The sequence below is a fragment of the Gordonia sp. NPDC003424 genome (assembly GCF_053588655.1).
The window spans coordinates 552,953-575,764 of sequence record NZ_JBSFQJ010000001.1 but is presented as its reverse complement, the minus strand read 5'-3'; the positions used below and the strand labels follow the sequence as shown (position 1 = coordinate 575,764).

Genomic DNA, 22,812 nt, shown 5'->3' with positions numbered 1-22,812 from the left:
CTTGCCATAAAGTCCACCATCGGTTAGACTTCGAACATCAGTTCGAGAGGATGGGGGTGATGCTCGATGGCTGACTACTCCGGCGGGGACGCGACGATCGTGTCGCTCTACCGCGAACTTGAGGATGTGCTGGACAAGATCGCCGCGGCCGATACCACTCCCGCCTCTGACGGCGAGGTCGTGGCGGTCGCCGAAGCCCATGAACGTTCTGCGCGACGGGTGAGTTTCCTTGGGCTGCAGCGGGTCCTGGACTGCTCGGACCGCAACGTGGTCGCCGAGCACGGCTACCGCTCCCTCAGTGACTTCATGGTGGACCGGCTGCGGATCACCGACCCCGGCCGGCGCCGTAAGCAGATGGCCGCCCTGCTGTCGTTGCACGCACTGTCCGGGGAGAAGCTCGACCCGCAGTGTCCGACCCTGGCCGAGGCGTACGCCGAGGGCGCGATCGGTGTCGATCACGCGGTCACGGTGATCACCGTGCTCGACAAGCTCCCCGCCACACTCGATGCCGAGCAGCGGGCGGCGGCCGAGGAGTTGATGGCCGACTACGCGCGGGTGCACACGCCGAAAGAGTTGACCACTCTCGGTGCCCGGCTGCTGGCCCACCTGGACCCCGACGGTGCCCTTTCCGACGAGAAGGATCGGGCGCGGCGGCGCAGCCTGCACCTGTCCAAGCAGGACGCGCAACTGATGAGCACCCTCGAAGGGCAACTCGACCCGGTCACCCGTGCCCTGTTGGATGTGGTGCTCGATGCGTGGGCGGCGCCTGGGATGAACCACCCCGACGACGACGCATCACCCAAGGGCAGTAAGGACGATGCCGATCCCGAGGCCCTCAAGCAGGCCGCCGAGCGGGATCTCCGCACGCCGGGCCAACGCAACCACGACGCGCTGCACGCCCTGCTGCAGACGGTCGCCGACGGTGGGCTACTCGGGAAGAGTCACCGTGGGCTGCCGCCACATCTGATCATCACCATCAGCGAAACCGAGCTCCGCGAACGCGCCGGGGTGGCCACCACCGCCGGTGGGGCTGTCCTGCCGATTGGCGACGTGATCGAACTGGCCGCCGAAGCCCACCAGCACCTCGCCGTCTTCGCCGACCACACCGCTCAACCGTTGTATCTGGGGCGGGCCAACCGGTTCGCCAGCCAGGCGCAACGGATGATGCTGCTCGCGCGCGACGGCGCCACCTGTACCTGCCCGGGCTGCTCCCAGCCGTTCACCCGCACCGAGGCGCATCACGCCGAACAGGATTGGAAAGACGGCGGGTACACCGACGTCCAGGATCTGGCCGCGGCGTGCCCGACCCACAATCGGATGGTCGGCGACAAGCCCGGTCAGTGGTCGACCCACATCATCAAGACCGGGCCTGATGCCGGACGGCCCGCCTGGACGCGCAACGGCCTCCGCGGGAAGGGGCGGGCGCGGGTCCGAGTGGATCGCACCCGAGAGGTGGCCGAGGCGTTCGCCCGCCACCTGCGCCGGGGTGACCAGCCGCGGCCACCCCAGAATCGTTCGGGCGCAACCCAACCCAAAACCCCGACCGGACCGCCCGGCCACCCCGAGGAACGTCGGCGAGTCGGCCGGCTGATCGCGTCGGGGTGGGCGGTGAACGTCGTCGAGCTGGGGTGACCCTTCGACACGCTCGCCCGGCCAGCGCCTCGTGGGCTCCTCAGGAGCGAAAGAAGACGCTCGCGGGGTCGTGAGCAAGCGAGCCTGCGGGCGTGTGAGAAGCGCGCTGCGCTCGCGGGCTTCTCAGGGTCGGGGTTGACGCTTGCTCGCTGCGCCGGCGCCTCGAGACCGAAACGGACCTACCCGCCACCACACCATCGACGACAGGGTCAGAATCGCCGAGATTCGGTGGCGGGTAGGTTATTCCCCCCGCGCTATTTCAGTTGTAGTGCGGATTGTTGAACACCGGGATCTCGATGTTGATCGGCATCCGCAATTCCGACATGTAGAACAGGACGAACTGACGAAGGAACTCGTCGATGAGCCAGTACGCCTCCCTCGGCATACCCACGTTCAGTAGCCCTTCTCGAATGGCAACGTAAGGGCCCCAAGCGGTTTCGAGGAGGGGGCTCCAGACCGGCTCGCGCGGGATGTTCAGCCAGTCGGCCGCCCGGTCGCCGAGAACGAATCGGGTCAACGCGCCGAGCACCGGGCGTGACAGCAGGCTCAGATCCAGGTTTCGGCCGAGGTCGAGCAGCATGTCGGCGAGCTTGATGCCCTCGGGAGTCGGAGCCAGGATCGGGTCGAGCACCTGCCTGGCCTGCGAGTCGGCGGTGTGCCAGGAGTTCGGGATGTACTCGTCCTTGACGCCCAGCATGTGTGCGGTGATCTGCCAGGAGTGCAGGAATCCCTCGGACTCGTCGGCGGCGATCGGCACGTTCCATTTCTTGAAGTTGCGCATGACGCTGGTAGGCAGGCTGTGCCAGGTCACCATGATGTCGGCCTGGCTGATGGGGGTCTTCTCGGTCGCAACGTGTTCCCACCACGGCGACTGGGGGAGGAGGTGGCGTACAGCGGCGTGGGCGAGACGAGTCTTGACACAGGTGATGACCATCTCGCCGTCGGGCTGATACGCGTTGAGCGACCCGATGTCGTAACCGAGCTTCGCGGTCTTGGTGATGCGGTCCTTGAGGTCCCAGCCGCCCTTGGAGTAGTAGACCGCGCGGGCTTCGCGGGGGATGATCGTGCTCATCATGCCGCTGGCGAATCCGTACAGCACGCCGAGGTAGGTGCCGCGTTTCTGATTGAACTTCACCGCGGTCGCGAGCTTGCCCTGGTCGGTCCACTTCGGCAGTTGCCGGGCGTGCTCGAGGAAGTCGTGAAGTTCCTTCGGGAGGCCCGCCGGCAACGGTTGACCGTTCTTGGTCCATGAACGCAGGATGCGATTGACCTCGGGAATCTGACCGCGGTCGAGCAACTTCGCGATGACGGGGTCGGCCTCGTCGTCCCAGACCTGCTTCGGATCCGTGCCGCGTCCTGCCCCCGGTACCGACCCACTGGGTTTCCATGTCCAGGGTGCGGCCTGTGCGGGTGAGCCCACCGCCAACGCCGCACCGGCCGCCCCCATTGCCCCCCCGGCCTTGAGAATCGTGCGCCTGTTCAGATCTTCCATTGATCTCGTGTCCTTGTCCCCGACTGCCCTGTGACAGCTCTGTGTTGAATTATGTTGGGCTGCAGTGCGAGTGGTCTCGCCTCTGGCGGACGTCACGCTGCATGCGCTCACTCGGACGACCCCCGGACCTCCGACCGTACGAATCTGAGTGCATGATTATCTGAATACGAGCGCATTCAGATAGTGCGAGTATGCTCTCGCTCCGATGTGGTGTCAATCACTTCCTTCGAACCGGCTTCCCGCCCAGATCTGTCCGGATCTGTCAGACTGGGCGGCATCATGGCGAGCTCCAGCCGCCCCTACAACGGGGTCGACACCGACGAGCGAGTGGCTCAGCGGCGCGAGCGACTCCTCCAGGTCGGCCTGGACATCCTCGGTGACCCACTGGGTGACGACGACCTGACGCTGCGCACCATCTGCCGGCGTGCGCAGCTTGCCCAGCGCTACTTCTACGAGAGCTTCGCCGACAAGGACGAGTTCGCCGCCGCGGTCTACGACTGGACGCTGACCAAGGTCGTCATCTCCGTACAGAAGGCCTTGGCGGAAGCCACCTTCGCCGACGGCGCGCGGGTGGGGCTCACGCGGCTGATCGAGACTGTTGCCGAAGATCGTCGTATCGGCGAGTTGCTGTTCAGCCCGCATCAAGTCAATACGGTGGTGCTGGCCAAGCGCTTCGAGTCGACCGGGCTGTTCGTCCAACTGTTCAGCAAACAGGTACGCCACGAGTTTCGTCTCGACGACGCCGGTCGCGCGCCCCTGATCTCCCACTTCCTGGTGGGTGGTGTCGCGCAGGGGATCGGGGCGTGGCTGAACGGGGAGGTGACGCTCAGTCAGGAGGAACTCGTCGACGATCTCGTCGAGATGCTGACCGTCCAGGGGGTCGGTCGGCCCGAGTAGGGCTCGGGCGCCCTTCGAGACGCTCGGTCCTTCGTCGCGGGCTCCTCAGGGGTCAGAGAAGCACCCCAATGTCGCGGACCTCCCGGGTGTGGGTTGGGTTGCCTCGCACACTCCCTGAGGTGCAAGGCGTTGGACGAGCCACGAAGAGTCCGCGAGTCTCAGCCGATCCGCCCGGACAGCCGGTCGACGACGCGGAACAGTGCGCTGTGGTCGAGCCCGCCGTCGCCGTTGGCGCGTGCCGAGGCCATCAGGGTCGCCACCAACGAGCCGACGGGGATGACCACCCCGGCTTCGCGTGCCGCGGCGGTCACGTTGCCGAGATCCTTGTGGTGCAGATCGATTCGGCCGCCCGGTGCGAAGTCGCGTTCGATCATCCGGTGCGCCTTCTGATCCAGGACCGCCGACCCGGCAAGACCGCCGCCGAGCACCTTGACTGCTGCCGCGGTGTCCACACCGCTCGCCTCCAGGAACACTATCGCCTCGGCCACGGCCTCGATGTTGGCGGCCACGATCAGCTGATTGGCGGATTTCACGGTTTGCCCGCTGCCGCTCGGTCCGACGTGGGCCACGGTCTTACCCACCGAATCCAACACGGGCGCAGCCTGTTCGAACGCTTCGGCCGTGCCGCCCACCATGATCGACAATGTGCCGGCGATCGCCCCTTCCTCACCACCGGAGACCGGGGCGTCGAGCATCATGAGCCCACGCCGGGTCGCCTCGCCGGCCAGCCGGGCGGCCACATCGGCTCGGATGCTGGAGAAGTCGATGATCAGGGTTCCGGGAGCGGCGTGTGTGAACACGCCGCCTTCGCCGGCCAGCACCATCTCGACATCGGCTGTATCGGGCACCATCACCGCCACGACATCCGCGCCGTCGACCGCCTCGGCAATCGAATCTGCCGCGCTACCACCGGATTTCACGAGCTCCGCCGCACGAGAGCGTGTGCGGTTGAAGCCGACGACGGTGTGCCCGGATCGCACCATGTTGATCGACATCGGACTGCCCATGATGCCGAGACCGATGAAACCGACTGTGGCCATGCGACGTATCTCCTTCAGGGGTGGGATCGGGTGGGGAAATCCGGCACCCAGTCGAACGTGGTGCGGCGAGTGGCGATGTACTCCAGGCTGATCCAGCCGTGGTATCCGTGTGCCGCCGCTGCATCCAGATACCCGGCCAGATCGAGGGTTCCGGTTCCCGGTTCGCCGCGGCCCGGCGCGTCGGCGATCTGTACGTGACCGACAAGGTCGGCATGAGTGGCGAGCACGTCGGGAACGTCTTCTCCGTTGCTCGCAAGGTGATAGAGATCGGCGAGCAGCCGGATGTTCTCCACCGCGTGTTCGCTCCGTACCTGCTCGATGACGGCGACCGCATCGGCGGCCCGCTTGAGCGGATGGCTCGGCACACCGCTGATCGGCTCGAGTAGGACCTGGGCACCGATGCTCGCCACGGCGTTGCCGGCGAACGCGAGATTCTCGACGGCGAGCGCATCCTGGATCTCGGGGCCGAGACCGTCGATCCGGTTGCCGTACAACGCGTTGAATCCCACGGTGCCCAGACGTTCACCGATGGCGACGGCGATGGCCACGCTGTCCCGGAACTCGCTCGAGGTGTGCGGATGCGACAGCAGTCCGCGTTCTCCGGCAGCGATGTTCCCGGCCGCGAAGTTCAGATGTGTCAGTCGGACCCCGGCGTCGGAGACCGCACCGATGAACGCTTCGACGTCGCGATCGGTGGGGACGGCGGTGTCGAAAGGCCACCAGAACTCGACGGCGTCGAAACCGGCGTCTCGGGCGGCCCGGGGACGCTGCAGCAGGGGAGTGTCGGTCAGCAGGATCGAGCAGTTGACGGTCAGTCGCTGCGTGTCCACCGCGGTCTAGATCTCGACAGCGTCGACGGTCATGGGATCACTCTAGCCAGGCGCGTCAAGAACAACGAGCGCCGCAAGTCCAACCTGGGTCTCACCGCAATAGCCAATGTTTCGTGACAATAAACACCGGCGTCACATTTCGGTAATGCGAATTCGGTCTCATCTTGTTAGACAAAGTTTCCTGATGTGAATCACCACAAACACCCGCAAGGAGAAGATATGACCGTCGACAGCGCCAAGGCCTTGGAGTTCCGTGTCACCAGCGACGCCTGGAAGTCGCTGCCCAAGATGCCCGAGGCAGAGTACCCCGGCACGGAGGGATTTATCGGTGACGTCTACGAGAACCCGGACGGCAGCACGATGTGCAGCGGGTTCTTCGAACTCCGCAGCACCGACGCCCCCCTGTACTACGAATACGAGTACGACGAGATGAAGGTCGTCCTCGAAGGCGAGTTCCTGCTGGAGAACAAGGAGACCGGTCAGAAGACCGTTGCGAAGGCCAAGGATGCGATCTTCTTCCCGAAGGGTTCGAAGATCTACTTCAGCACACCCGACCACGCGCTGGCGTTCTACACCGGCCACCGCGACGCGACGCTGCTCTGACCGCCATGTCCCAGATCGAGGTCTCCAGCATTCCCGACTGGGCGCGTCCCGAGGCGTCGACGACCGATCGCCTGCCAGATCTCGGTGAGCGTTCGTGCGTGGTTGTCGGCGTGGGCCGCACAGCCGAATCGGTCGTCGACCGTTGGACGCGGGAGTTCGGCGAAAGTACCGAGGTGACCCGAATCGTGGTCGACGATGTCGCCGATGCGGTCGACGAGCTCCGGCGACGAATCGGCTCGGCGACCGTCGGCCTACGGGTCGGATTCGCCGGACCCGCCGGTGCCTGTCTGCGGCTGCGCGGTGTCGCCACCTCCGCCGGTCTCGAGGATGACGAGATCTTCGTCGTCTGCTGTGGCGCCGGGCCGATCGACATCTTCTGCTCGCATTGCGGCACCACCACCGTTGCGATCGCGGATGTCGACGAGCTCGTCGACTGCGCGGCGTGTGGACGCACCCTGCTGGTCTATCACCACGTCTCCCGCCGCACCGGCCGGTACCTCGGATTCATGGTCGACGCCGAAACCCGACACCGGGCAGAACCCGCAAAGGAACTACAATCATGACCGCCATCGCGCCCGACGAGACGAGCTCGGTGGCCGCGCGTCCCGCCGAGCTGATGTCTCTCGTCGTCACCTCGATCGTCGAACCGGCGCCGGACATCCGCACGTTCACCCTTGCCGCCGACGACGGCCGAGAACTGCCCGGCTTCATCCCCGGCAGTCATCTCGTCGTCCACGCGGGGGCCCACACCAACGCCTACAGCCTGACCAACGACGGGACGCGTCCGACCGGGTACGTCATGTCGGTCCTGCGTGTCCCCGCCGGGCGCGGGGGATCGGTGTGGCTGCACGAGTCGGTCGGCATCGGCGACACCATCAGCGTCGGCCTCCCGCGCAGCGCGTTCGCGCCCATCGCCCGTGCGCGTAAGCATCTGCTCATCGCGGGTGGAATCGGCATCACGCCGATCCTCTCGCACGCTCGCGCGGCCCGGCGGTGGGGACGGGAGATGCAGGTGCTCTACACATTCCGTGAGGGCGCTGCCGCACACGTGCACGACGTCGTCGAGCTGACGGGCGGGTCGGCCGAACTGTTCACCGACCGTGCGACATTCACCGAACGTCTCGGCGCCGCCCTCGCCGGGCAACCCGTCGGCACCCACCTCTACACCTGCGGTCCGGCAGCGATGATCGACCATGTCGTCGGGGCCGCCACCGCCGCGGGCTGGCCGGATTCCCGGATTCATTTCGAGCGCTTCGGTATCGATGCACTCGACGCCGGCGATCCGTTCACCGTGCGGCTCACCGAGTCCGGTCGACTCGTCGAGGTTCCGTCCGGAACCAGCCTCCTGGAGTCGTTGGAGGACAACGACATCGACGTCCCCAACCGCTGCCGACAAGGTGTCTGCGGGGAATGCCGGATCCCCCTCACCGGAGGCCGGCCACTCCATCGCGACCTGTACCTCAGTGACGAGGAGAAGAACGCCTGTACCGCCCTGATGCCCTGCGTGTCCCGGGCCGAGCCCGGAGAAGTCCTGGAGTTGCCGCTGTGACCGTCACCGCCACCAAATGCTCTCTCGTCGAAGGCTTTCCGTTCCCCTTTATCGACGACCAGTACCGCTACAGCACCAACGTCGAACCCGCCGCGCACCCGGTCGTCACCGCCGCCGGCCAGTGGGGCGAGACCGTAATCGACATCGACGACGAGTACCACGACGAACTCGCCGAGCGTGCAGCGATCCTCGACGCGGACCCCACTCGTCATGCCGTACTCCCGCATATGCGGCCGGCCGCCTGGGATGCCATGGTCACCATCATGCGGGAGCTGGCGCTCACCAACCCGAACCAGATGCGATTGACCTCGACCGGCGGCGACGCGTGGCGGTGGGAGAACGACATCCTCGGCCTCGTGCAGGACTTCCGCTACGGCGACGCGGCGACCCTGCCCGAGGAACCGTTGCGGTACATCACCACTCAGGTGCAAGAGGACATCGCACTGCTCGACCAGCGCAACGGACAGCTGTTCGTCGACGCCGGCCTGATCACGTTCGCCGCCGACTGGAGCTTCGGCTTCGACGTCGGCATGAGCTTCCTCGAGATCCATGGCCCGGTGCCGCGTGTCCGCAAGGAAGGCGTGATCACCAGGGCGCACGAATTCCTGAAAAGGCTTCAGCCTCATCAGCCCTACCGGCGCACCAACTGGACGATGACCATCGGGCGGCGACTGGACGTCTCGACTGAACGTTATCCCGAATGGGGACCGGACCGGGAGATGATCCAACACGTCGACGACGAGACGTTCGGGCGGCTGGTGCATCTGCGTGTCGAGGTACAGCATCTCATCCGGCTGCCCGATTCGGGTGCGATCATGTTCCTGATCCGAACCCATCTGTTGCCGCTCGAAACCCTTGCCACCGTGGAGTCGTGGCGGCAGCGCACCGCCGCGGTGCTCGCCGGGTTACCCGACGACATGGCCGACTACAAGGGAATCATCAAGTACCGCAACCGGGCTGCCGATTGGCTGCGTGCGGCGGTGCCCCCGGCCGCGACCGCGGCGTCGGCCGAGCCGCATCCGGGATTGCCGCGGTGGCCGACGATTCCGGAGAAGGTGGACCCGACGGCGTCGGCCTTTCTGATCGTGGCCGCCGGGCAGCATCCACAGACCGGCCACGTGTCACGAAACTGGGTGGCGGCAGCCGAATCCGCCGCACCGACCCGGTTGCTGGTACTCGACACAGTGGAACGGGACACCGATCGGCGTTCGCTCGCCGACGCTCTCGCGCTCTGTACCACCGGCACGCGGATCATGGTCGTCGGCGGGCAGTACGACGTTCTGGTGGCGCTGTCGCAGGCACGAGCGGCAGGAGCCATCGCCGACGAGCTGATCGCCTTTGTCACCGACACCTCCGATCTCCCGCTGTACTGTGCGCACTGTCGTGACACCTATCGTGTGACGGGTATGCCCGGCGATGTCGTGGAGTGCCCCGGCTGTTCCCGGCACCTGGAGATCCATTCGCATCATTCAGCTACGCGCGGAAGCTTTCTCGCGTCCGCCGCCGACGTCGGGTAAGGGAGCCGATGACCATCACTGCCGCACACCCGCACCCCGGATATCTCACCGGCATCCGGACCGTCCGCGTGGTCGAGGTCAGACCTCTGACCCCCGAGATCACCCACTTCCGGTTCGCGCCCGACACCGCGGACAGTCCGTTGACCCCCTATCAACCCGGCAGTCACCTGATCGTGACCGCGGGCGACAAACGCAACGCGTACTCCCTCGTCGACGACGGCATGCTTCCCGACTCGTACGGCATCTCGGTGCTCCGCAAGGCAACCGGGGGAGGCTCGGAATGGTTGCACACCAACCTCGTCGAAGGGGCGAGCATCGAGATCGAAGGTCCCCGTTCGATGTTCGCTCCGGTGCTCGATCAGCGCCACGCGCTGCTGATCGCCGGCGGCATCGGAGTCACACCGATCCTGTCCCATGCCCGCGCCGCGGTTCGCTCGGGCACCAGCCTCGACATCGTCTACTCCTACCGCCCCGGCCACGCCGCGCATCTCGCGGATTTGAGAGCTCTCGCCGAGCATCCTGAGATCGCTCTGTACGAAGCGACCACCGTCGATAACACCCTCGACGTGCTCACCGAACGTCTTGCGGCACAACCGCTCGGCACGCATGCATATGCATGCGGGCCCGCGCCGCTGCTCGACGGCTACCAGACGCTGGCCGAAACGGCCGGCTGGCCGAGTGCCCGCGTGCACCTCGAACGATTCACCGCACCGCGGCAGGACCCCGGAGATCCGTTCACCGTGACTCTTGCCGATGGCGCCGTCCTCGACGTCCCCGCCGGCGTGTCGTTGCTCCAACGTCTGCTGGATCACGGTGTGCCCGTGCCGAATCTGTGCCGGCAGGGGGTCTGTGGTGAATGTCGTATCCCGGTGCGTTCCGGCACCGTCATCCATCGCGACTTCGTCCTCGACGAGGACGAGAAGCATGCCGGTGACTCCATGCTGTGCTGCGTATCGCGCGGCCACGACCTCGAGGTGGACCTATGACCCTGGCCATGCAACCGCCGACCCCGACCTCACGCGCCTACCTGGCACAGCCGGTCGATCACCTCGCCAATCTGCCCTGGCCGTTCCCGGACGAGCTCGAGGAATTCTCCTACAGCGTCAACGTCGAGCCCGCGCGGATTCCCCGGCGTACCCGTGGCGGCGAATGGGGTCGCCATCTCGTCGACCTGGGTGGCGCCGAATACCCGAGCATCATGGCCGACCGTCGACGCATCCTCGACGCCGACCCGTCCCGGCTCCGGGTCCGACCGGGGATGGAACTCGCGTGCTGGGATCTGCTGCTCTACTACCTGCGCGACCTCGATCTGGCCTACCCCGACCTCATGCATCTCACCGAATTGGGTGGCGGCCGATTCCGTTGGCGCAATGACCTTCTCGGCACCGACGCCGAGTTCGTCCTCGGCGATAGCGACACGCTTGCGGCCGGCCCACTCGACTTCCTCGCCCGTGAGGTCCCCGATGACCTGCTCCTCGTCGTCGAACGCGATGGCCGGCTCTACTTCGATGCCGGACTCGTGACCTTTGCCGCGGCATGGTCGGTGTCCTTCGACGTCGGCATGGACATGTACGAGATCCACGCGCCCGTACCCGGACTCATCCGCGACGGGGTGGTCGCTCGAGCGGAACAGTTTCTGCGCCGGTTACCCGCCGACCAGGTGTACCGACGCGTGAATTGGACACTGTCGGCATCGGATTCGCACAAGCTCGATGTCAGTCTCGAAGAACTCCCCGAATGGCACGACGACGTACCGGCGATGGTCCGGGATGGCGACTTCGCCCGCGCGCGGCTGCGCATCGAGCTCGAACACTTTGTGCGGCTACCGATGTCGGGCGCGGTGACCTTCAACATCCGCACCTTCATGGCTTCACTGGAGGAGATCCGACGGATCCCCGAATGGGCCTCGCAACTGGCCACGGTCATCGAGACGCTGGATGAGAACATCGCCGCCTACAAGGGTTTTCTCGACTACCGCGGCGACGTCGTCGCCTATCTCCGCGGACAGTGACGTCCCACCCACTCAACCCGATCGATCGAAGGATTGTCATGGAAGCCACGCTTTCCGCGCATGCGGATCTGTCATGGATGCTGGCCGCATTCGCATTCTTGGTGCTCATGATTCCCGGCCTCGCCCTCTACTACGGGGGCATGCTGGGGTCGCGCAACGTGCTCAACATGATGTCGATGGTGTTCGCCACGCTCGGCATCACCTGCGTCATCTACGTCCTCTACGGCTACGGGCTGGTCTCCGGGTCGTCGGTGCATGGGTGGGGGATCATCGGGAATCCGATGGACTACCTCGGCCTGAACGACCATCTCGCCGACGACGAGTCGGGTGGTGTGCAAGTCCTCTACCTCGCCGCCTGGTTCATCCTGTTCGCCGCCATCACGGTCGCCATCGTGGCGAGCGGCGCGGCAGGTCGGATGAAGTTCTCGGCCTGGCTCCTGTTCGTGCCGGTCTGGCTCACCCTGGTGTACTTCCCGGTGGCGCACTGGGTGTTCTCGGCCGATACCGACACCGGTTCCGGCGGGTTCCTGCTGAACAAGCTGAAGATCCACGACTTCGCCGGTGGCACTGCGGTTCACATGAATTCCGGCGTCGCGGCTCTGGCGCTCGCGATGGTCCTCGGCGCGCGCCGCAAGCGGATGGAACGCCCTCACAACGTGCCGATCGTGCTGCTCGGCGGTGGCATCCTCTGGTTCGGGTGGTTCGGTTTCAACGGCAGCTGTGCCGGCGGAGCGAACTTCGTGACCCAGTACGTCGTTCTGAACACCCTGTTGGCCGGAGGGGCCGGCATGCTGGGCTTCTGGATGATCGAACGCTGGCGGGAAGGTCACGTCACCGCCCTGGGGTCCATCACGGGTGCCATCGCCGGACTCGTGGGCATCACCCCGTCGGCCAACACCGTCACCCCGCTCGGGGCGCTGGCCGTGGGCATTCTGGCCGCAGGTGTCGTCGCGTTCTTCCTGAGCTTCAAGAGCCGGTTCCGGGTCGACGACACGCTGGATGCGTTTGTCGTCCACGGCATCGGCGGCATCGTCGGCACACTCTGCATCGCGCTGTTTGCCGCGGGATCCGCGCCGGCCGGAGTGACCGGCATCCTGTTCGGTGGCGGTTTCGACATCCTGTGGCGTGAGCTCGCCGGGATCGTGATCACCTGTACGTTCTCGTTCGTGATGACCTACCTGATCGCCAAGGCGCTCGACAGGACGATCGGGCTGCGCGTGGACGAGGAGACCGAGGTCGCCGGACTCGACTCGACGATCCACGCAGAGTCTGCGTACGAGATCCCGGCGGCCGGGGTCGGCCACGCGTCGGGCCTCACCGAGGCGATGCTGACGCGGATGCCGACAGGGTCCTACGCCGAAGAGGCCCCGACGGCCTGACGCGCGACGTGCACGCCCCGGGTCAGATAGGTCTACTGTCAGGAAACCCGTGAGTAGACTCCCACTCATGAGCAGCGAATCGGTCAACGTCGTTCGCGACAACGGCAATCCGGCTCCGGTGCAACGCGAGGTCGTCGGCGAGCCACCCAGTGGCGGCGACCTCGAACGCGCGATCGCCCATCAGGTACGGGTGTTGCGACGCAACGCCGGCCTGTCGGTTGCCGACATGGCCGCCAAGGTCGGTATCTCAAAGGCGATGTTGTCGAAGATCGAGAATGCCCAGACATCCTGCAGCCTGTCCACTCTCGCGAGATTGGCGGCGGGACTCGACGTGCCGGTCACCTCACTGTTCCGCGGCGCCGACAGCGAACGTGAAGCGGTCTTCACCGAGGCCGGCAAGGGGTCGGTCATCGTCGGACGCGGCACGCGGGTCGGCCACCACTACGAGCTCCTGGGGGCGCTGCGCGGCCAGAACAAGCGACTCGAGCCGGTCTTGGTGACCCTGACCGACGACAGTGAGGTGTTCCCGCTGTTTCAGCATCCGGGCACCGAGCTGCTCTACATGCTCGAGGGTGTGATGGTCTACGGACACGGCAATGCTGCCTACACGCTGCGGCCCGGCGACAGCCTGCTCCTCGACGGCGAGGGCATCCACGGGCCGCAGGATCTGGTGCGCCTGCCGATCCGTTTCCTCGCGGTGACCGCGTACCCGGACAACCACGAATCGCCGTGACCACGAGCTCTACGGATATTGACGATCGACGAAACCGGCTGCGGTGCAGCCGGTTTCGTCGTCTCTTCGCCTGTTCGGGCGGCGTGGTCATCCACGGGTCAACGGGGGTTCTGAGGGGCTGGCCGACACTCAGCGCTCACTCGTCCGAAACGTTGCCGTAATGACGCGGGTGTCTACTATTAGTAGACAAAAGTTCACATCAGTAGTCATACTGATCTCGACACCCACAACGCGGAGACTCATCATGACCGACACCCACGACCTCGCCGACCTCTGTGCGGCCTCGGGGACCACCTTCATCCTCGCGCTGTTCGTCGACCTTCGCGGTAAGCCCTGCGCCAAGCTGGTGCCGGTGGAGGCCGTCGACGAACTCGCCACCAACGGAGTCGGATTCGCCGGCTACGCGGTCGGGGCGATGGGACAGGAACCCAAGGACCCGGACCTTATCGCCATCCCGGATCCCGCGTCTTTCCTGCCGATCCCGTTCATCAAGGAAGGACTCGCGATCGTCCACTGCGACCCGCACGTGGAAGGCCGCCCGTGGCCGTTCGCGCCACGCAACATCCTCAAGGCGCTGATCGCGCAGGCCGCCGACGCGGGTTTCGAGCCGTGGGTGGGCGCCGAGGTCGAATACTTCCTGCTGAAGCGCGCCGAGGACGGCTCGCTGGTGACCGCGGACGCCGCCGACAACTCGTCACAGCCCTGCTACGACGTGCGCGGACTGACCCGCATGTACGACCACCTCACCTCGGTGTCGACCGCCATGAACCAGCTCGGCTGGAGCAACTATGCCAACGATCACGAGGACGGCAACGGTCAGTTCGAGCAGAACTTCGCCTACTCCGACGCGCTGACCACTGCCGACCGCGTCGTCACCCTGCGGTATCTGCTCTCCACCATCGCCGCCGAACGCGGCATGATCGCCACCTTCATGCCCAAGCCGTTCGCCGAACGCACCGGTTCCGGCCTGCACCTGCATCTTTCGCTGACCTCGGCCGGCAGCCCGGTGTTCCCGGGGGCCGGGGGCGAGGACGAGCGCGGCCTCGGCTTGTCGCCGACCGCCTACGGTTTCGTCGGCGGAGTGCTCGAGCACGCCTGCGCGCTGCAGGCCGTGATGGCACCAACGGTCAACTCCTACAAGCGCACCGGCGCCACGGCCACCCGTTCGGGCGCCTCGTGGGCGCCACGCAAGGCGACCTACGGTGGGAATGACCGCACACACTACGTCCGAATCCCCGACGAGCAGCGGGTGGAGCTGCGCGGCGGCGACGGCTCGGCCAACCCCTACCTCGCCATCGCCGCGGCGCTCGGTGCGGGTCTGGACGGCATCAAACGCAGCCTCGACCCCGGCGCACTGGGCACCGGCCCCGCACACGTCGCGGACCTCCCGCTCACCCTGCTGCACGCCGTCGATGCGCTCGACGCCGACTCGATCATCACCGGAGTACTCGACGCCGCCATGCCCGACGACTGGCCGCAAGACACGTCGAACGTCTCCGCGTACTTCTCCAACCTCAAGCGGGACGAGTTCTTCGACTGGCACTCCGCCGTATCGCCGTGGGAGGTCGACCAATACCTCACCGCCTTCTGACCCAAGCACTTTCGACCACAGACAAGCAAAGGAACACCAATGTGTGGAATCGTCGGGCTGCACCTGCGCAGCCCCGAACTCTACCCGCAACTCGGAGCACTGCTGTCCGGGATGCTGTGTGAAATGCAGGACCGGGGAGCCGATTCGGCAGGTATCGCGGTGTACGGCAACGCCGACTGGGCCCCGGCCGGCCACGGCTGCGTGAGCCTCCTCGGTGTCGACGCCGACCACACCACCGCAAGTGCCGCGGTCACCGCGATCCTCGGCACCGACGTCGCGGCACTGCGGGTCGACGACACTCTCGTCCTGTCCGCTCCGGTGCCGTCCGACGAGCTGCTCGTCGCCGCCCGCGCGGCGTACCCGACCGCGCTCGTGGCCGGCTTCGGCGCCGACCTGACCGTTCTCAAGGGTGTCGGAACCCCGACAGAGCTCAGCGAATCCTGGGGACTCGCAACGGCTTCGGGATGGCAGGGAGTCGGCCACACCCGCATGGCCACCGAGTCGGCCGTCACCCCGTCGGGAGCTCACCCCTACGCCGTCGGCCCTGAACAATGCCTGGTGCACAACGGGTCGTTCGCCAACCACGCCACCATCCGACGTGAACTCCGTTCCCAGGGAATCGAATTCGACAGTGAGAACGACACCGAGGTGGGTGCGCGGTTCGTCGCACAGCAGCTCGCCGCCGGCCGCGACGTCGAGACCGCCTTGAAAGAGCTCTGCACCACCTTCGACGGGTTCTACACACTCCTGGTCTCCAACCGCGACTCCTTCGCCGTGGTCCGAGACGCCATCGCCTGCAAGCCCGCAGTCATCGCCGAGACCGACGACTGGGTCGCTATGGCCAGTGAATATCGCGCCCTGGCACACCTGCCCGGCGTCGAACACGCCCGCATCTGGGAACCGGAACCGGAGGTTGTCTACGCATGGACTCGCTGAACACCAACCACTTCGACCTCGCCACCACACCGCTGCGGGAGGTGAATGCCGCACTGCACCAGGGCTTCTCCGACGCAGGGGTCACCGGTGAGATCACCATCGACAATCCGGCCGGCGCACACAACGTCGCGGTGGGACTCAACGCGCCCATCAAGGTGACCGTCAACGGCCACGTCGGCTATTACGCCGCCGGCATGAACCAGCAGGCGGAGGTCGTCATCGAGGGCAACGCCGGTACCGGTGTCGCGGAGAACATGATGAGCGGCACCGTCGTCGTCAAGGGCAACGCATCGCAGTCGGCGGGAGCCACGGCGCACGGCGGCCTGCTCGTCATCGAGGGTGACGCGGCGGCGCGCTGCGGCATCTCGATGAAGGGAGTCGACATCGTCGTCGGCGGCAACGTCGGGCACAACAGCGCATTCATGGCCCAGGCCGGTCGCCTGGTCATCCGCGGCGACGTCGGCGACGGGCTCGGCGACTCCATCTACGAAACCCGGATCTACGTGCGCGGCACCGTCAAATCCCTGGGCGCCGACTGCATCGCCAAACCGATGCGCGACGAGCACCTCGAAGAGCTAGCCGGACTGCTCAAGGCCGCGGGGTTCAAGGACGACGACCCGAAGGCCTACACCCGCTATGGCTCGGCGCGCGAGCTGTACCACTTTCACGTCGACAACGCTGCCGCGTACTGAGATTCGACTCGGTGGGCGGGTGCGTGGGTCTCGATGCGCACGGCTCCTTCGTCGCCGGGCTTACTCGACCGGCGGAGGGGAGTGCAGGTCTCGATGCGCTCGGCTCCTTCGTCGCCGGGCGTACTCGACCGGCGGAGGGCGCGTGGTCTCGATGCGCACGGCCTACCGAGCAACGAGGAGCGGGGCGCCCGTTCCGCGGTGGGGCTGGGAGCCATACTCGAAGAGTCCTCGCCGCTGATCGAGTAAGCGTGCGAGCTTGCGAGCCCGCGCATCGAGATCTCCTGCCGGATGGTCTCGATGCGCTCGACCAGCGGGAATGCTATCCGAGCAACGAGAAGCGAGACCCGTTCTCCGCTGGTCGAGTAAGTGAGCGAGCGCTAGCGAGTGAACGCATCGAGACCCGGATCAACCCACACAACACCAACTTTCACACAATCCCGGAGAAACACCATGACCGACAACCTGTCCCTCGGCCAACGTGGCCTGCGTGAATCGGCGACCTTCGACCGCGCCGCGATCGCCGAGATCCAGCGCGCCGCAGCCACCGGCATCTACGACATCCGCGGCGGCGGCGCCAAGCGCAAGGTTCCGCATTTCGACGACCTGCTGTTCCTCGGCGCGTCGATGTCGCGGTATCCGCTCGAGGGCTACCGCGAACGTTGCGGCACCGACGTCATTCTCGGCGACCGCAACGCCAAATATCCTTTGCACCTGGATATTCCGGTCACCATCGCCGGTATGTCGTTCGGCGCACTGTCCGGCCGTGCCAAGGAGGCGCTCGGTCGCGGCGCATCGGAGGTCGGCACCTCGACGACCACCGGCGACGGCGGCATGACCCCGGAGGAGCGCGGCCAGTCCAAGCACCTCGTCTACCAGTACCTCCCGTCGCGGTACGGCATGAACCCCGACGACCTCCGCAAGGCGGATGCCATCGAAGTCGTTCTGGGGCAGGGAGCCAAGCCCGGCGGTGGTGGAATGCTACTGGGGCAGAAGATCTCCGAACGCGTGGCCGGGATGCGGACCCTACCGCAGGGCATCGACCAGCGGTCGGCGTCACGGCACCCGGACTGGACCGGACCCGACGACCTTGCCATCAAGATCGGTGAACTCCGCGAGATCACCGACTGGGAGAAGCCCATCTACGTCAAGGTCGGCGCCACCCGTACCTATTACGACGTCAAGCTCGCCGTCCACGCCGGGGCGGACGTCGTCGTCGTCGACGGCATGCAGGGCGGAACCGCAGCGACGCAAGAGGTGTTCATCGAGCACGTCGGCATCCCGACGCTGGCCGCGATCCCGCAGGCCGTGCAGGCCCTGCAAGAACTCGACATGCATCGCAAGGTGCAGCTGATCGTGTCCGGCGGCATCCGCACCGGCGCCGACGTCGCCAAGGCGATGGCGCTGGGGGCCGACGCCGTCGCCATCGGCAGTGCGGCGCTGATCGCGTTGGGCGACAACGATCCCCAGCACGAGGACGAGTACCGCGAGATCGGCAGCGCGGCCGGGTTCTACGACGACTATCAGGACGGCAGGGACCCCGCCGGCATCACCACCCAGGACCCGGAACTCGCCGCCCGCTTCGATTCGATCGAGGGTGGCCGCCGCCTCGCCAACTATCTGCGTGTACTCACCATGGAAGCGCAGACCATCGCCCGCGCATGCGGCAAGGCGCATCTACAGCACCTCGAGCCTGAAGACCTCGTGGCTCTGACCATCGAATCCGCCGCCATGGCGCGTGTCCCGCTCGCCGGCACATCGTGGATTCCCGGTGTGAGCGGAGCATTCTGATGGCGACCGAAACCGCGGACGTCGTCATCGTCGGCGGCGGGTTGGAAGGCGCCGCCACCGCCTGGGCGCTGAGCGAACGGGGCATCACCGATGTGGTTGTCGTCGAACGGGATACCGTCGGCGCCGGGATGACCGGCAAGTCGTCGGGCATCGTGCGCTGCCACTACGGGGTCGGCTCGCTCGCGGCGATGGCCGCCGTCGGACTCGAGGTGTTCGAAAAGGCCGAGGACATCTTCGGCGTCGACATCGGCTTCCGGCAGACCGGCTACGTCGTCGGCGTGGGTGAGCCGAACGTCGATAACCTCCGTAAATCGCTTGCCGCGCAACGTGAGGTCGGGGTCCAGACCGAAGAGATCGACAGATCCGAGGTGGCCCGGCTCTGGCCGGTGGCCGACCTGGATCCGTTCGCCGCCTTCGGCTGGGAGGCCCGTGGCGGCTACGGCGACGCGTATCAGACGGCGCAAGCATTCTCCGGTGCCGCACGCGCGGCGGGGATGCGACTGCGCCAGGGCACGGAGGTGACCGGACTGGTTGTCGAGGGCGACCGGGTCACCGGCGTCACCCTCGCCGACGGCACAACCATCTCCGCGGGCACCGTCGTCGTCGCGACCGGGGTCTGGACGCGCCCCTTCCTCGCGCCGTACGGGCTCGACATCCCGATCCGGGTACACCGCGAACAGATCGTGATGATCGACCCGGGAACCGATCTCGGTGCCGTCCCGGTGTTCTCGGACCTGGTGTCGCTGCAGTACGTTCGGCCCGATGTGAACGGCGAGATCCTGTTCGGCAACTCCGATCTGGCCGAACTCGAGATCGCCGATCCGGACGGCTATCTCAACCGTGCCACCGAGTCGTTCATCGACCTCACCGTCGACAAGGTCGGCACCCGGTTCCCGGCCCTGGAGAACGCGTCGATCAGCAGCAGCTATGCGGGTTGCTACGACGTCACCCCGGATTGGAACCCGGTGATCTCGCGCACGCCGCTCGACGGACTGATCGTCACAGCCGGTTTCAGTGGACACGGGTTCAAGATCTCGCCGGCGGTCGGGCGCCTGGCCGCCGATCTCGTTGTCGACGGGCGCTCGAGCGATCCACGGATACCGGAAACCGACTTCCGCCTCTCACGCTTCGCCGACGGCGACCTCCTGACCACCAGGTTCCCTTACGTCGGGGCGGGGGAGATGCGCTGAGGGGGCCGACGCCGGTCCGATCACGCTTCGCCGACGGCGACCTCCTGACCACCAGATTCCCTTACGTCGGGGCGGGGGAGATGCGCTGAGGGGGCCGACACCGGTCCGATCACGTCTCGCCGAGACGGTGAAGGAGTTGCGCCAGCCGGGTCACGTCGTCGGGTTCCCAGCGGGAGAGCCGTGCACGCCATTCCGCCAGCGCTGTCGCATGGACGGCGTCCATCCGCTCATGGCCGAGTTCGGTGAGGGCCACGAGCCTCGCTCGCGCATCCTGCGGATCGGGTTGACGCTCGACGAGGTCGAGCCGCACCAGGGAATCGATCTGTCGGGTCAGCGTGGACTTCTCGAGTCCCAGCTCGTTGACGAGCTGGGACATCGGCACGGCGTCGTTGCGGGTGAGCAGCGCCAGGAGTGCATAACACGTCGGGTCCACCCGTGGATGGATCGCGCGGGAGCGTTCGCGTGACTGGATACGTCCCCGTCGCCACATGTCCACCAACTCGGCCTCGAGTTCGGTGATGGGGTCCGAAGTCACCTTTCGCTCGCTTTCTCGGAGTGGACGGTCGATACGACAGCGTACCCATCGCGCGTCTCCGCCGGAACAAACAAACAGCCACACGGCGTTGCAGAATCCTGTGGTGGGTCGCGCCACCTGCACCCACGGAGAGGAACCCCAACGATGACCGTCACCGTCGACATCTGGACCGACATCAACTGCCCGTTCTGCTACCTGGGCAAAGGTCGATTCGAGGCTGCGTTGCGCGATTTCCCGCAGCGCGACGACGTCGTGGTGGTGCATCGCTCCTTCGAGCTCGATCCATCCGTACCGTCCGACATGTCCGGCCCGGTGGAACAGTACATCGCGGGCAAATACGGCATCGGCGTCGAGCAGGTCCTCGCCAACGAGCGCGGTATCGCCGCGCAGGCGGGCGAACTGGGACTGCCGTACAAGGTGGGCGGGCGAGACTACGGCAGCAGCTTCGACATGCACCGCCTACTGCATTTCGCCCTGGCGCAGGGGAAGCAGGAGAGTCTTCTCGACGCGCTCTATGCCGGCAACTTCGCCGACGACGCGCCGCTGTTCGGTGACCGCGAACGGCTGGTCGGAGTGGCGGTCGACGCCGGCCTCGACGAACGCTCCGTCCGAACGGTTCTCGACTCCGACGCCTACGCCGACGATGTGCGGCGCGACGAACAGCAGGCCGCCGCCCTCGGCGTCAGTGGTGTGCCGTTCTTCGTCTTCGGTGGAAAGTACGGTGTCTCCGGTGCCCAACCCGTCGAAACCTTCACGCGTGCACTGGAACTCGCGGCAGGAGAGCAGGTCGTGACGGTGGGTGCGGACGGGGCGGCCTGTGGACCCGATGGTTGCGCGGTGCCACAGAATTGACCTGCACGCTGCCACGCGACTGACGTCGGCTGCCGCACATGGTGATGTGCGGTGCCGCAGCGGATACAGATGCGGTGTGAGCGGTCGGTCGCACCAATAGTTGTCGTGGCCGACCTGCTGCGCCGCAGTTATATTCGCCCCTCACTCACTCCCTCGGCACCCGCCCTCACTCACTCCCCGGCACCGGGTGATATCCCCCCTCGGGACGGTACAGATGGGCGTCGCCGAATTCGTTCGGCACTCCTTCCGGTGTGAGTGCCGAGATGTAGTGGTGCGGACCGTGATCGTCGATGGAGTACTCGAACGGAATCTCACGGAGGACGGGAATCTGGCGGGCGGCGAACGACAACGGCAGCCCGAGCAGACCCAGGAACCCACGATCCTGCGCGATCGGTTTGTCGCTGTTCTCGCTCCAGCCCTTCTCCACGTCGAATCGGTACTCCTGCCCGAAATGGGCGAATTTGCCAACGGTTGTCGGCGGGAGGTGGGGCACCGGATCCCTGCTGTACACATATCGGATCGTGCGGTTCTGCAAGAATTCGTCGGCGCGGCAGACGGTGGCGAAGTCGGGCTCGCCCACCATCGGCTGCCCGAAGGTGTACGTACCGCGGAACGCATCGGCGAACCGGCTCACGTATTCCGGTTCGGTCGCGAGCATGACTGCCATCAGGGCGGCCATCGCGCCGCCGAGACTGTGGCCGGTCACGTACAGCGTGGACATCGGCTCGAGCGTGCCGGAGGCGTCGGGGTCATCCGGATCCGAGGTGGCCTCTCGGAAACCATCCTCGCCCCGAACAGGATTCGGCTCCACGATCGGCATGCCGTTCGCGGCGCGTTTGAGCGCCTGGATGATGACGTAGCGGGTGCTGCGGACGTTTCGGTAGAAGCCACCATGAATCGCGTAGGTCTTGCCGTCGTGGCCCGGAAACGGGAAAGCGATCTGATCGGGGTGTGCGTCAAGATCTCCGAGCCAACTGATCACGTCAGCGGGTTTGGTGCCGCGGTAGGCGAGGATCACCACCCGCCCGTCGGCGCTCTGCACCACATAGGCGCTCGATGTGATGAACATGGCGTCCACGGAGAACGTCGCCTGCAGACATCTGTTGTCCAGCATCCCCATTCGAGCCATCATCGCGGTCATCGTCGACGCATCGGAATACGCGTAACCGGAGGCCACCGCCATCGTGTGCTGCACAGTCGGATCCGGGTACCGGGATGCGCCGGCCAGGTCGTCGACGAGGTCCGGGTAGACCGGGAACTCGGCGGTCGGTGAGTCCAACATGGTTGGTCGCAGCGTCGCTTCCGACGGCGCGACCGCGGCAGAGATGTGCATGTCCCGAGCTTAGTGGTGCCGTTGATTCATCCGGCGCAATCGGTGGAACGATGGGCGACTGGCAAGGCCGTGTAGCGAGCGATGACGGAGACATCGTCATCGACGACAACGCGGCCAGTCCTCCATCGAACCCCGAAGACCCCCGGCGAATTCGCGGACAGGACCGCTTGATCGGCGAACGCCGCCGCGGTTGCTCGTTGCGGAGTGGTATC

The 22,812-nt window shown here is 66.1% G+C and carries 21 protein-coding genes; 16 read left to right on the top strand and 5 right to left on the bottom strand.

What is annotated here, in order from left to right; all coding sequences use genetic code 11:
• Positions 1–66 precede the first annotated feature (66 nt).
• On the top strand, positions 67–1,632 hold the full coding sequence (locus tag ACWDTI_RS02575) for a DUF222 domain-containing protein (RefSeq protein WP_449736457.1): 1,566 nt from the start codon (positions 67–69) through the stop codon (positions 1,630–1,632).
• A gap of 259 nt (positions 1,633–1,891) precedes the next feature.
• Here the strand turns inward: ACWDTI_RS02575 and ACWDTI_RS02570 are convergent, their stop codons facing one another.
• A complete protein-coding gene (locus ACWDTI_RS02570) occupies positions 1,892–3,124 on the bottom strand; it encodes an oxygenase MpaB family protein (RefSeq protein ID WP_449736456.1) in 1,233 nt (410 codons plus the stop codon).
• Between the two features lie 279 nt (positions 3,125–3,403).
• Between ACWDTI_RS02570 and ACWDTI_RS02565 the strand changes: the two genes are divergently transcribed.
• Positions 3,404–4,021, top strand: a complete 618-nt coding sequence (locus tag ACWDTI_RS02565; RefSeq protein WP_449736455.1) for a TetR/AcrR family transcriptional regulator — start codon at positions 3,404–3,406, stop codon at positions 4,019–4,021.
• 158 nt (positions 4,022–4,179) lie between these two features.
• Here the strand turns inward: ACWDTI_RS02565 and ACWDTI_RS02560 are convergent, their stop codons facing one another.
• Entirely contained in the window at positions 4,180–5,061 is an 882-nt protein-coding gene (locus ACWDTI_RS02560; protein ID WP_449736454.1) for a 2-hydroxy-3-oxopropionate reductase, read from the bottom strand.
• A gap of 14 nt (positions 5,062–5,075) precedes the next feature.
• Positions 5,076–5,891: a hydroxypyruvate isomerase family protein gene (locus tag ACWDTI_RS02555; protein WP_449736453.1), complete on the bottom strand. Its 816-nt coding sequence runs from the start codon at positions 5,889–5,891 to the stop codon at positions 5,076–5,078.
• A 219-nt stretch (positions 5,892–6,110) separates the two neighbouring features.
• Here ACWDTI_RS02555 and ACWDTI_RS02550 point away from each other — a divergent pair, with 219 nt between their 5' ends.
• The 13 genes from ACWDTI_RS02550 (at position 6,111) to ACWDTI_RS02490 (ending at position 19,880) form a co-directional block, all read left to right on the top strand.
• The gene (locus ACWDTI_RS02550) at positions 6,111–6,494 is read left to right on the top strand and encodes an ethanolamine utilization protein (protein ID WP_449736452.1); all 384 of its coding nucleotides are present in this window, start codon (positions 6,111–6,113) and stop codon (positions 6,492–6,494) included.
• A gap of 5 nt (positions 6,495–6,499) precedes the next feature.
• Positions 6,500–7,057, top strand: a complete 558-nt coding sequence (locus ACWDTI_RS02545) for a dimethylamine monooxygenase subunit DmmA family protein (RefSeq protein ID WP_449736451.1) — start codon at positions 6,500–6,502, stop codon at positions 7,055–7,057.
• Positions 7,054–8,043, top strand: a complete 990-nt coding sequence (locus ACWDTI_RS02540) for a PDR/VanB family oxidoreductase (protein WP_449736450.1) — start codon at positions 7,054–7,056, stop codon at positions 8,041–8,043. The genes ACWDTI_RS02545 and ACWDTI_RS02540 overlap by 4 nt, the downstream gene beginning before the upstream one ends.
• On the top strand, positions 8,040–9,560 hold the full coding sequence (locus ACWDTI_RS02535) for a heme-dependent oxidative N-demethylase subunit alpha family protein (RefSeq protein WP_449736449.1): 1,521 nt from the start codon (positions 8,040–8,042) through the stop codon (positions 9,558–9,560). Before ACWDTI_RS02540 ends, ACWDTI_RS02535 begins: the two co-directional genes overlap by 4 nt.
• 8 nt (positions 9,561–9,568) lie before the next feature.
• Positions 9,569–10,546: a PDR/VanB family oxidoreductase gene (locus ACWDTI_RS02530; protein ID WP_449736448.1), complete on the top strand. Its 978-nt coding sequence runs from the start codon at positions 9,569–9,571 to the stop codon at positions 10,544–10,546.
• A complete protein-coding gene (locus ACWDTI_RS02525) occupies positions 10,543–11,571 on the top strand; it encodes a heme-dependent oxidative N-demethylase family protein (RefSeq protein ID WP_449736447.1) in 1,029 nt (342 codons plus the stop codon). The genes ACWDTI_RS02530 and ACWDTI_RS02525 overlap by 4 nt, the downstream gene beginning before the upstream one ends.
• 38 nt (positions 11,572–11,609) lie before the next feature.
• Positions 11,610–12,950 carry an ammonium transporter gene (locus ACWDTI_RS02520; RefSeq protein ID WP_449736446.1) on the top strand — a complete coding sequence of 447 codons (1,341 nt, stop codon included), beginning with the start codon at positions 11,610–11,612 and terminating at the stop codon, positions 12,948–12,950.
• Positions 12,951–13,017: 67 nt separating this feature from the next.
• Entirely contained in the window at positions 13,018–13,683 is a 666-nt protein-coding gene (locus tag ACWDTI_RS02515; protein WP_449736445.1) for a helix-turn-helix domain-containing protein, read from the top strand.
• Positions 13,684–13,927: 244 nt separating this feature from the next.
• Complete coding sequence (gene glnT, locus ACWDTI_RS02510) at positions 13,928–15,274, top strand: type III glutamate--ammonia ligase (RefSeq protein WP_449736444.1); 1,347 nt, start codon at positions 13,928–13,930, stop codon at positions 15,272–15,274.
• A gap of 39 nt (positions 15,275–15,313) precedes the next feature.
• A complete protein-coding gene (locus tag ACWDTI_RS02505) occupies positions 15,314–16,210 on the top strand; it encodes a glutamine amidotransferase (protein WP_449736443.1) in 897 nt (298 codons plus the stop codon).
• A complete protein-coding gene (locus tag ACWDTI_RS02500) occupies positions 16,198–16,902 on the top strand; it encodes a protein glxC (protein ID WP_449736442.1) in 705 nt (234 codons plus the stop codon). The genes ACWDTI_RS02505 and ACWDTI_RS02500 overlap by 13 nt, the downstream gene beginning before the upstream one ends.
• Positions 16,903–17,352: 450 nt before the next feature.
• The gene (locus tag ACWDTI_RS02495; protein ID WP_449736441.1) at positions 17,353–18,690 is read left to right on the top strand and encodes an FMN-binding glutamate synthase family protein; all 1,338 of its coding nucleotides are present in this window, start codon (positions 17,353–17,355) and stop codon (positions 18,688–18,690) included.
• Complete coding sequence (locus ACWDTI_RS02490; RefSeq protein WP_449736440.1) at positions 18,690–19,880, top strand: NAD(P)/FAD-dependent oxidoreductase; 1,191 nt, start codon at positions 18,690–18,692, stop codon at positions 19,878–19,880. Before ACWDTI_RS02495 ends, ACWDTI_RS02490 begins: the two co-directional genes overlap by 1 nt.
• 109 nt (positions 19,881–19,989) lie before the next feature.
• On the opposite strand, the gene ACWDTI_RS02485 is transcribed toward ACWDTI_RS02490, so the two are convergent.
• On the bottom strand, positions 19,990–20,415 hold the full coding sequence (locus ACWDTI_RS02485) for a MarR family winged helix-turn-helix transcriptional regulator (protein ID WP_449736439.1): 426 nt from the start codon (positions 20,413–20,415) through the stop codon (positions 19,990–19,992).
• Between the two features lie 144 nt (positions 20,416–20,559).
• On the opposite strand from ACWDTI_RS02485, the gene ACWDTI_RS02480 reads away from it, so the two are divergent.
• A complete protein-coding gene (locus tag ACWDTI_RS02480) occupies positions 20,560–21,267 on the top strand; it encodes a DsbA family oxidoreductase (protein WP_449736438.1) in 708 nt (235 codons plus the stop codon).
• Positions 21,268–21,433: 166 nt separating this feature from the next.
• Here the strand turns inward: ACWDTI_RS02480 and ACWDTI_RS02475 are convergent, their stop codons facing one another.
• The gene (locus tag ACWDTI_RS02475) at positions 21,434–22,600 is read right to left on the bottom strand and encodes a lipase family protein (protein ID WP_449736437.1); all 1,167 of its coding nucleotides are present in this window, start codon (positions 22,598–22,600) and stop codon (positions 21,434–21,436) included.
• Positions 22,601–22,812: the final 212 nt, after the last annotated feature.

Bases quoted from the DNA above. Each gene is read 5' to 3' on its own strand.
- ACWDTI_RS02575 (WP_449736457.1), top strand. From the start codon at position 67: ATGGCTGACTACTCCGGCGGGGACGCGACGATCGTGTCGCTCTACCGC.
- ACWDTI_RS02570 (WP_449736456.1), bottom strand. From the start codon at position 3,124: ATGGAAGATCTGAACAGGCGCACGATTCTCAAGGCCGGGGGGGCAATG.
- ACWDTI_RS02565 (WP_449736455.1), top strand. From the start codon at position 3,404: ATGGCGAGCTCCAGCCGCCCCTACAACGGGGTCGACACCGACGAGCGA.
- ACWDTI_RS02560 (WP_449736454.1), bottom strand. From the start codon at position 5,061: ATGGCCACAGTCGGTTTCATCGGTCTCGGCATCATGGGCAGTCCGATG.
- ACWDTI_RS02550 (WP_449736452.1), top strand. From the start codon at position 6,111: ATGACCGTCGACAGCGCCAAGGCCTTGGAGTTCCGTGTCACCAGCGAC.
- ACWDTI_RS02545 (WP_449736451.1), top strand. From the start codon at position 6,500: ATGTCCCAGATCGAGGTCTCCAGCATTCCCGACTGGGCGCGTCCCGAG.
- ACWDTI_RS02540 (WP_449736450.1), top strand. From the start codon at position 7,054: ATGACCGCCATCGCGCCCGACGAGACGAGCTCGGTGGCCGCGCGTCCC.
- ACWDTI_RS02530 (WP_449736448.1), top strand. From the start codon at position 9,569: ATGACCATCACTGCCGCACACCCGCACCCCGGATATCTCACCGGCATC.
- ACWDTI_RS02525 (WP_449736447.1), top strand. From the start codon at position 10,543: ATGACCCTGGCCATGCAACCGCCGACCCCGACCTCACGCGCCTACCTG.
- ACWDTI_RS02520 (WP_449736446.1), top strand. From the start codon at position 11,610: ATGGAAGCCACGCTTTCCGCGCATGCGGATCTGTCATGGATGCTGGCC.
- ACWDTI_RS02515 (WP_449736445.1), top strand. From the start codon at position 13,018: ATGAGCAGCGAATCGGTCAACGTCGTTCGCGACAACGGCAATCCGGCT.
- glnT (WP_449736444.1), top strand. From the start codon at position 13,928: ATGACCGACACCCACGACCTCGCCGACCTCTGTGCGGCCTCGGGGACC.
- ACWDTI_RS02505 (WP_449736443.1), top strand. From the start codon at position 15,314: ATGTGTGGAATCGTCGGGCTGCACCTGCGCAGCCCCGAACTCTACCCG.
- ACWDTI_RS02500 (WP_449736442.1), top strand. From the start codon at position 16,198: ATGGACTCGCTGAACACCAACCACTTCGACCTCGCCACCACACCGCTG.
- ACWDTI_RS02495 (WP_449736441.1), top strand. From the start codon at position 17,353: ATGACCGACAACCTGTCCCTCGGCCAACGTGGCCTGCGTGAATCGGCG.
- ACWDTI_RS02490 (WP_449736440.1), top strand. From the start codon at position 18,690: ATGGCGACCGAAACCGCGGACGTCGTCATCGTCGGCGGCGGGTTGGAA.
- ACWDTI_RS02480 (WP_449736438.1), top strand. From the start codon at position 20,560: ATGACCGTCACCGTCGACATCTGGACCGACATCAACTGCCCGTTCTGC.
- ACWDTI_RS02475 (WP_449736437.1), bottom strand. From the start codon at position 22,600: ATGCACATCTCTGCCGCGGTCGCGCCGTCGGAAGCGACGCTGCGACCA.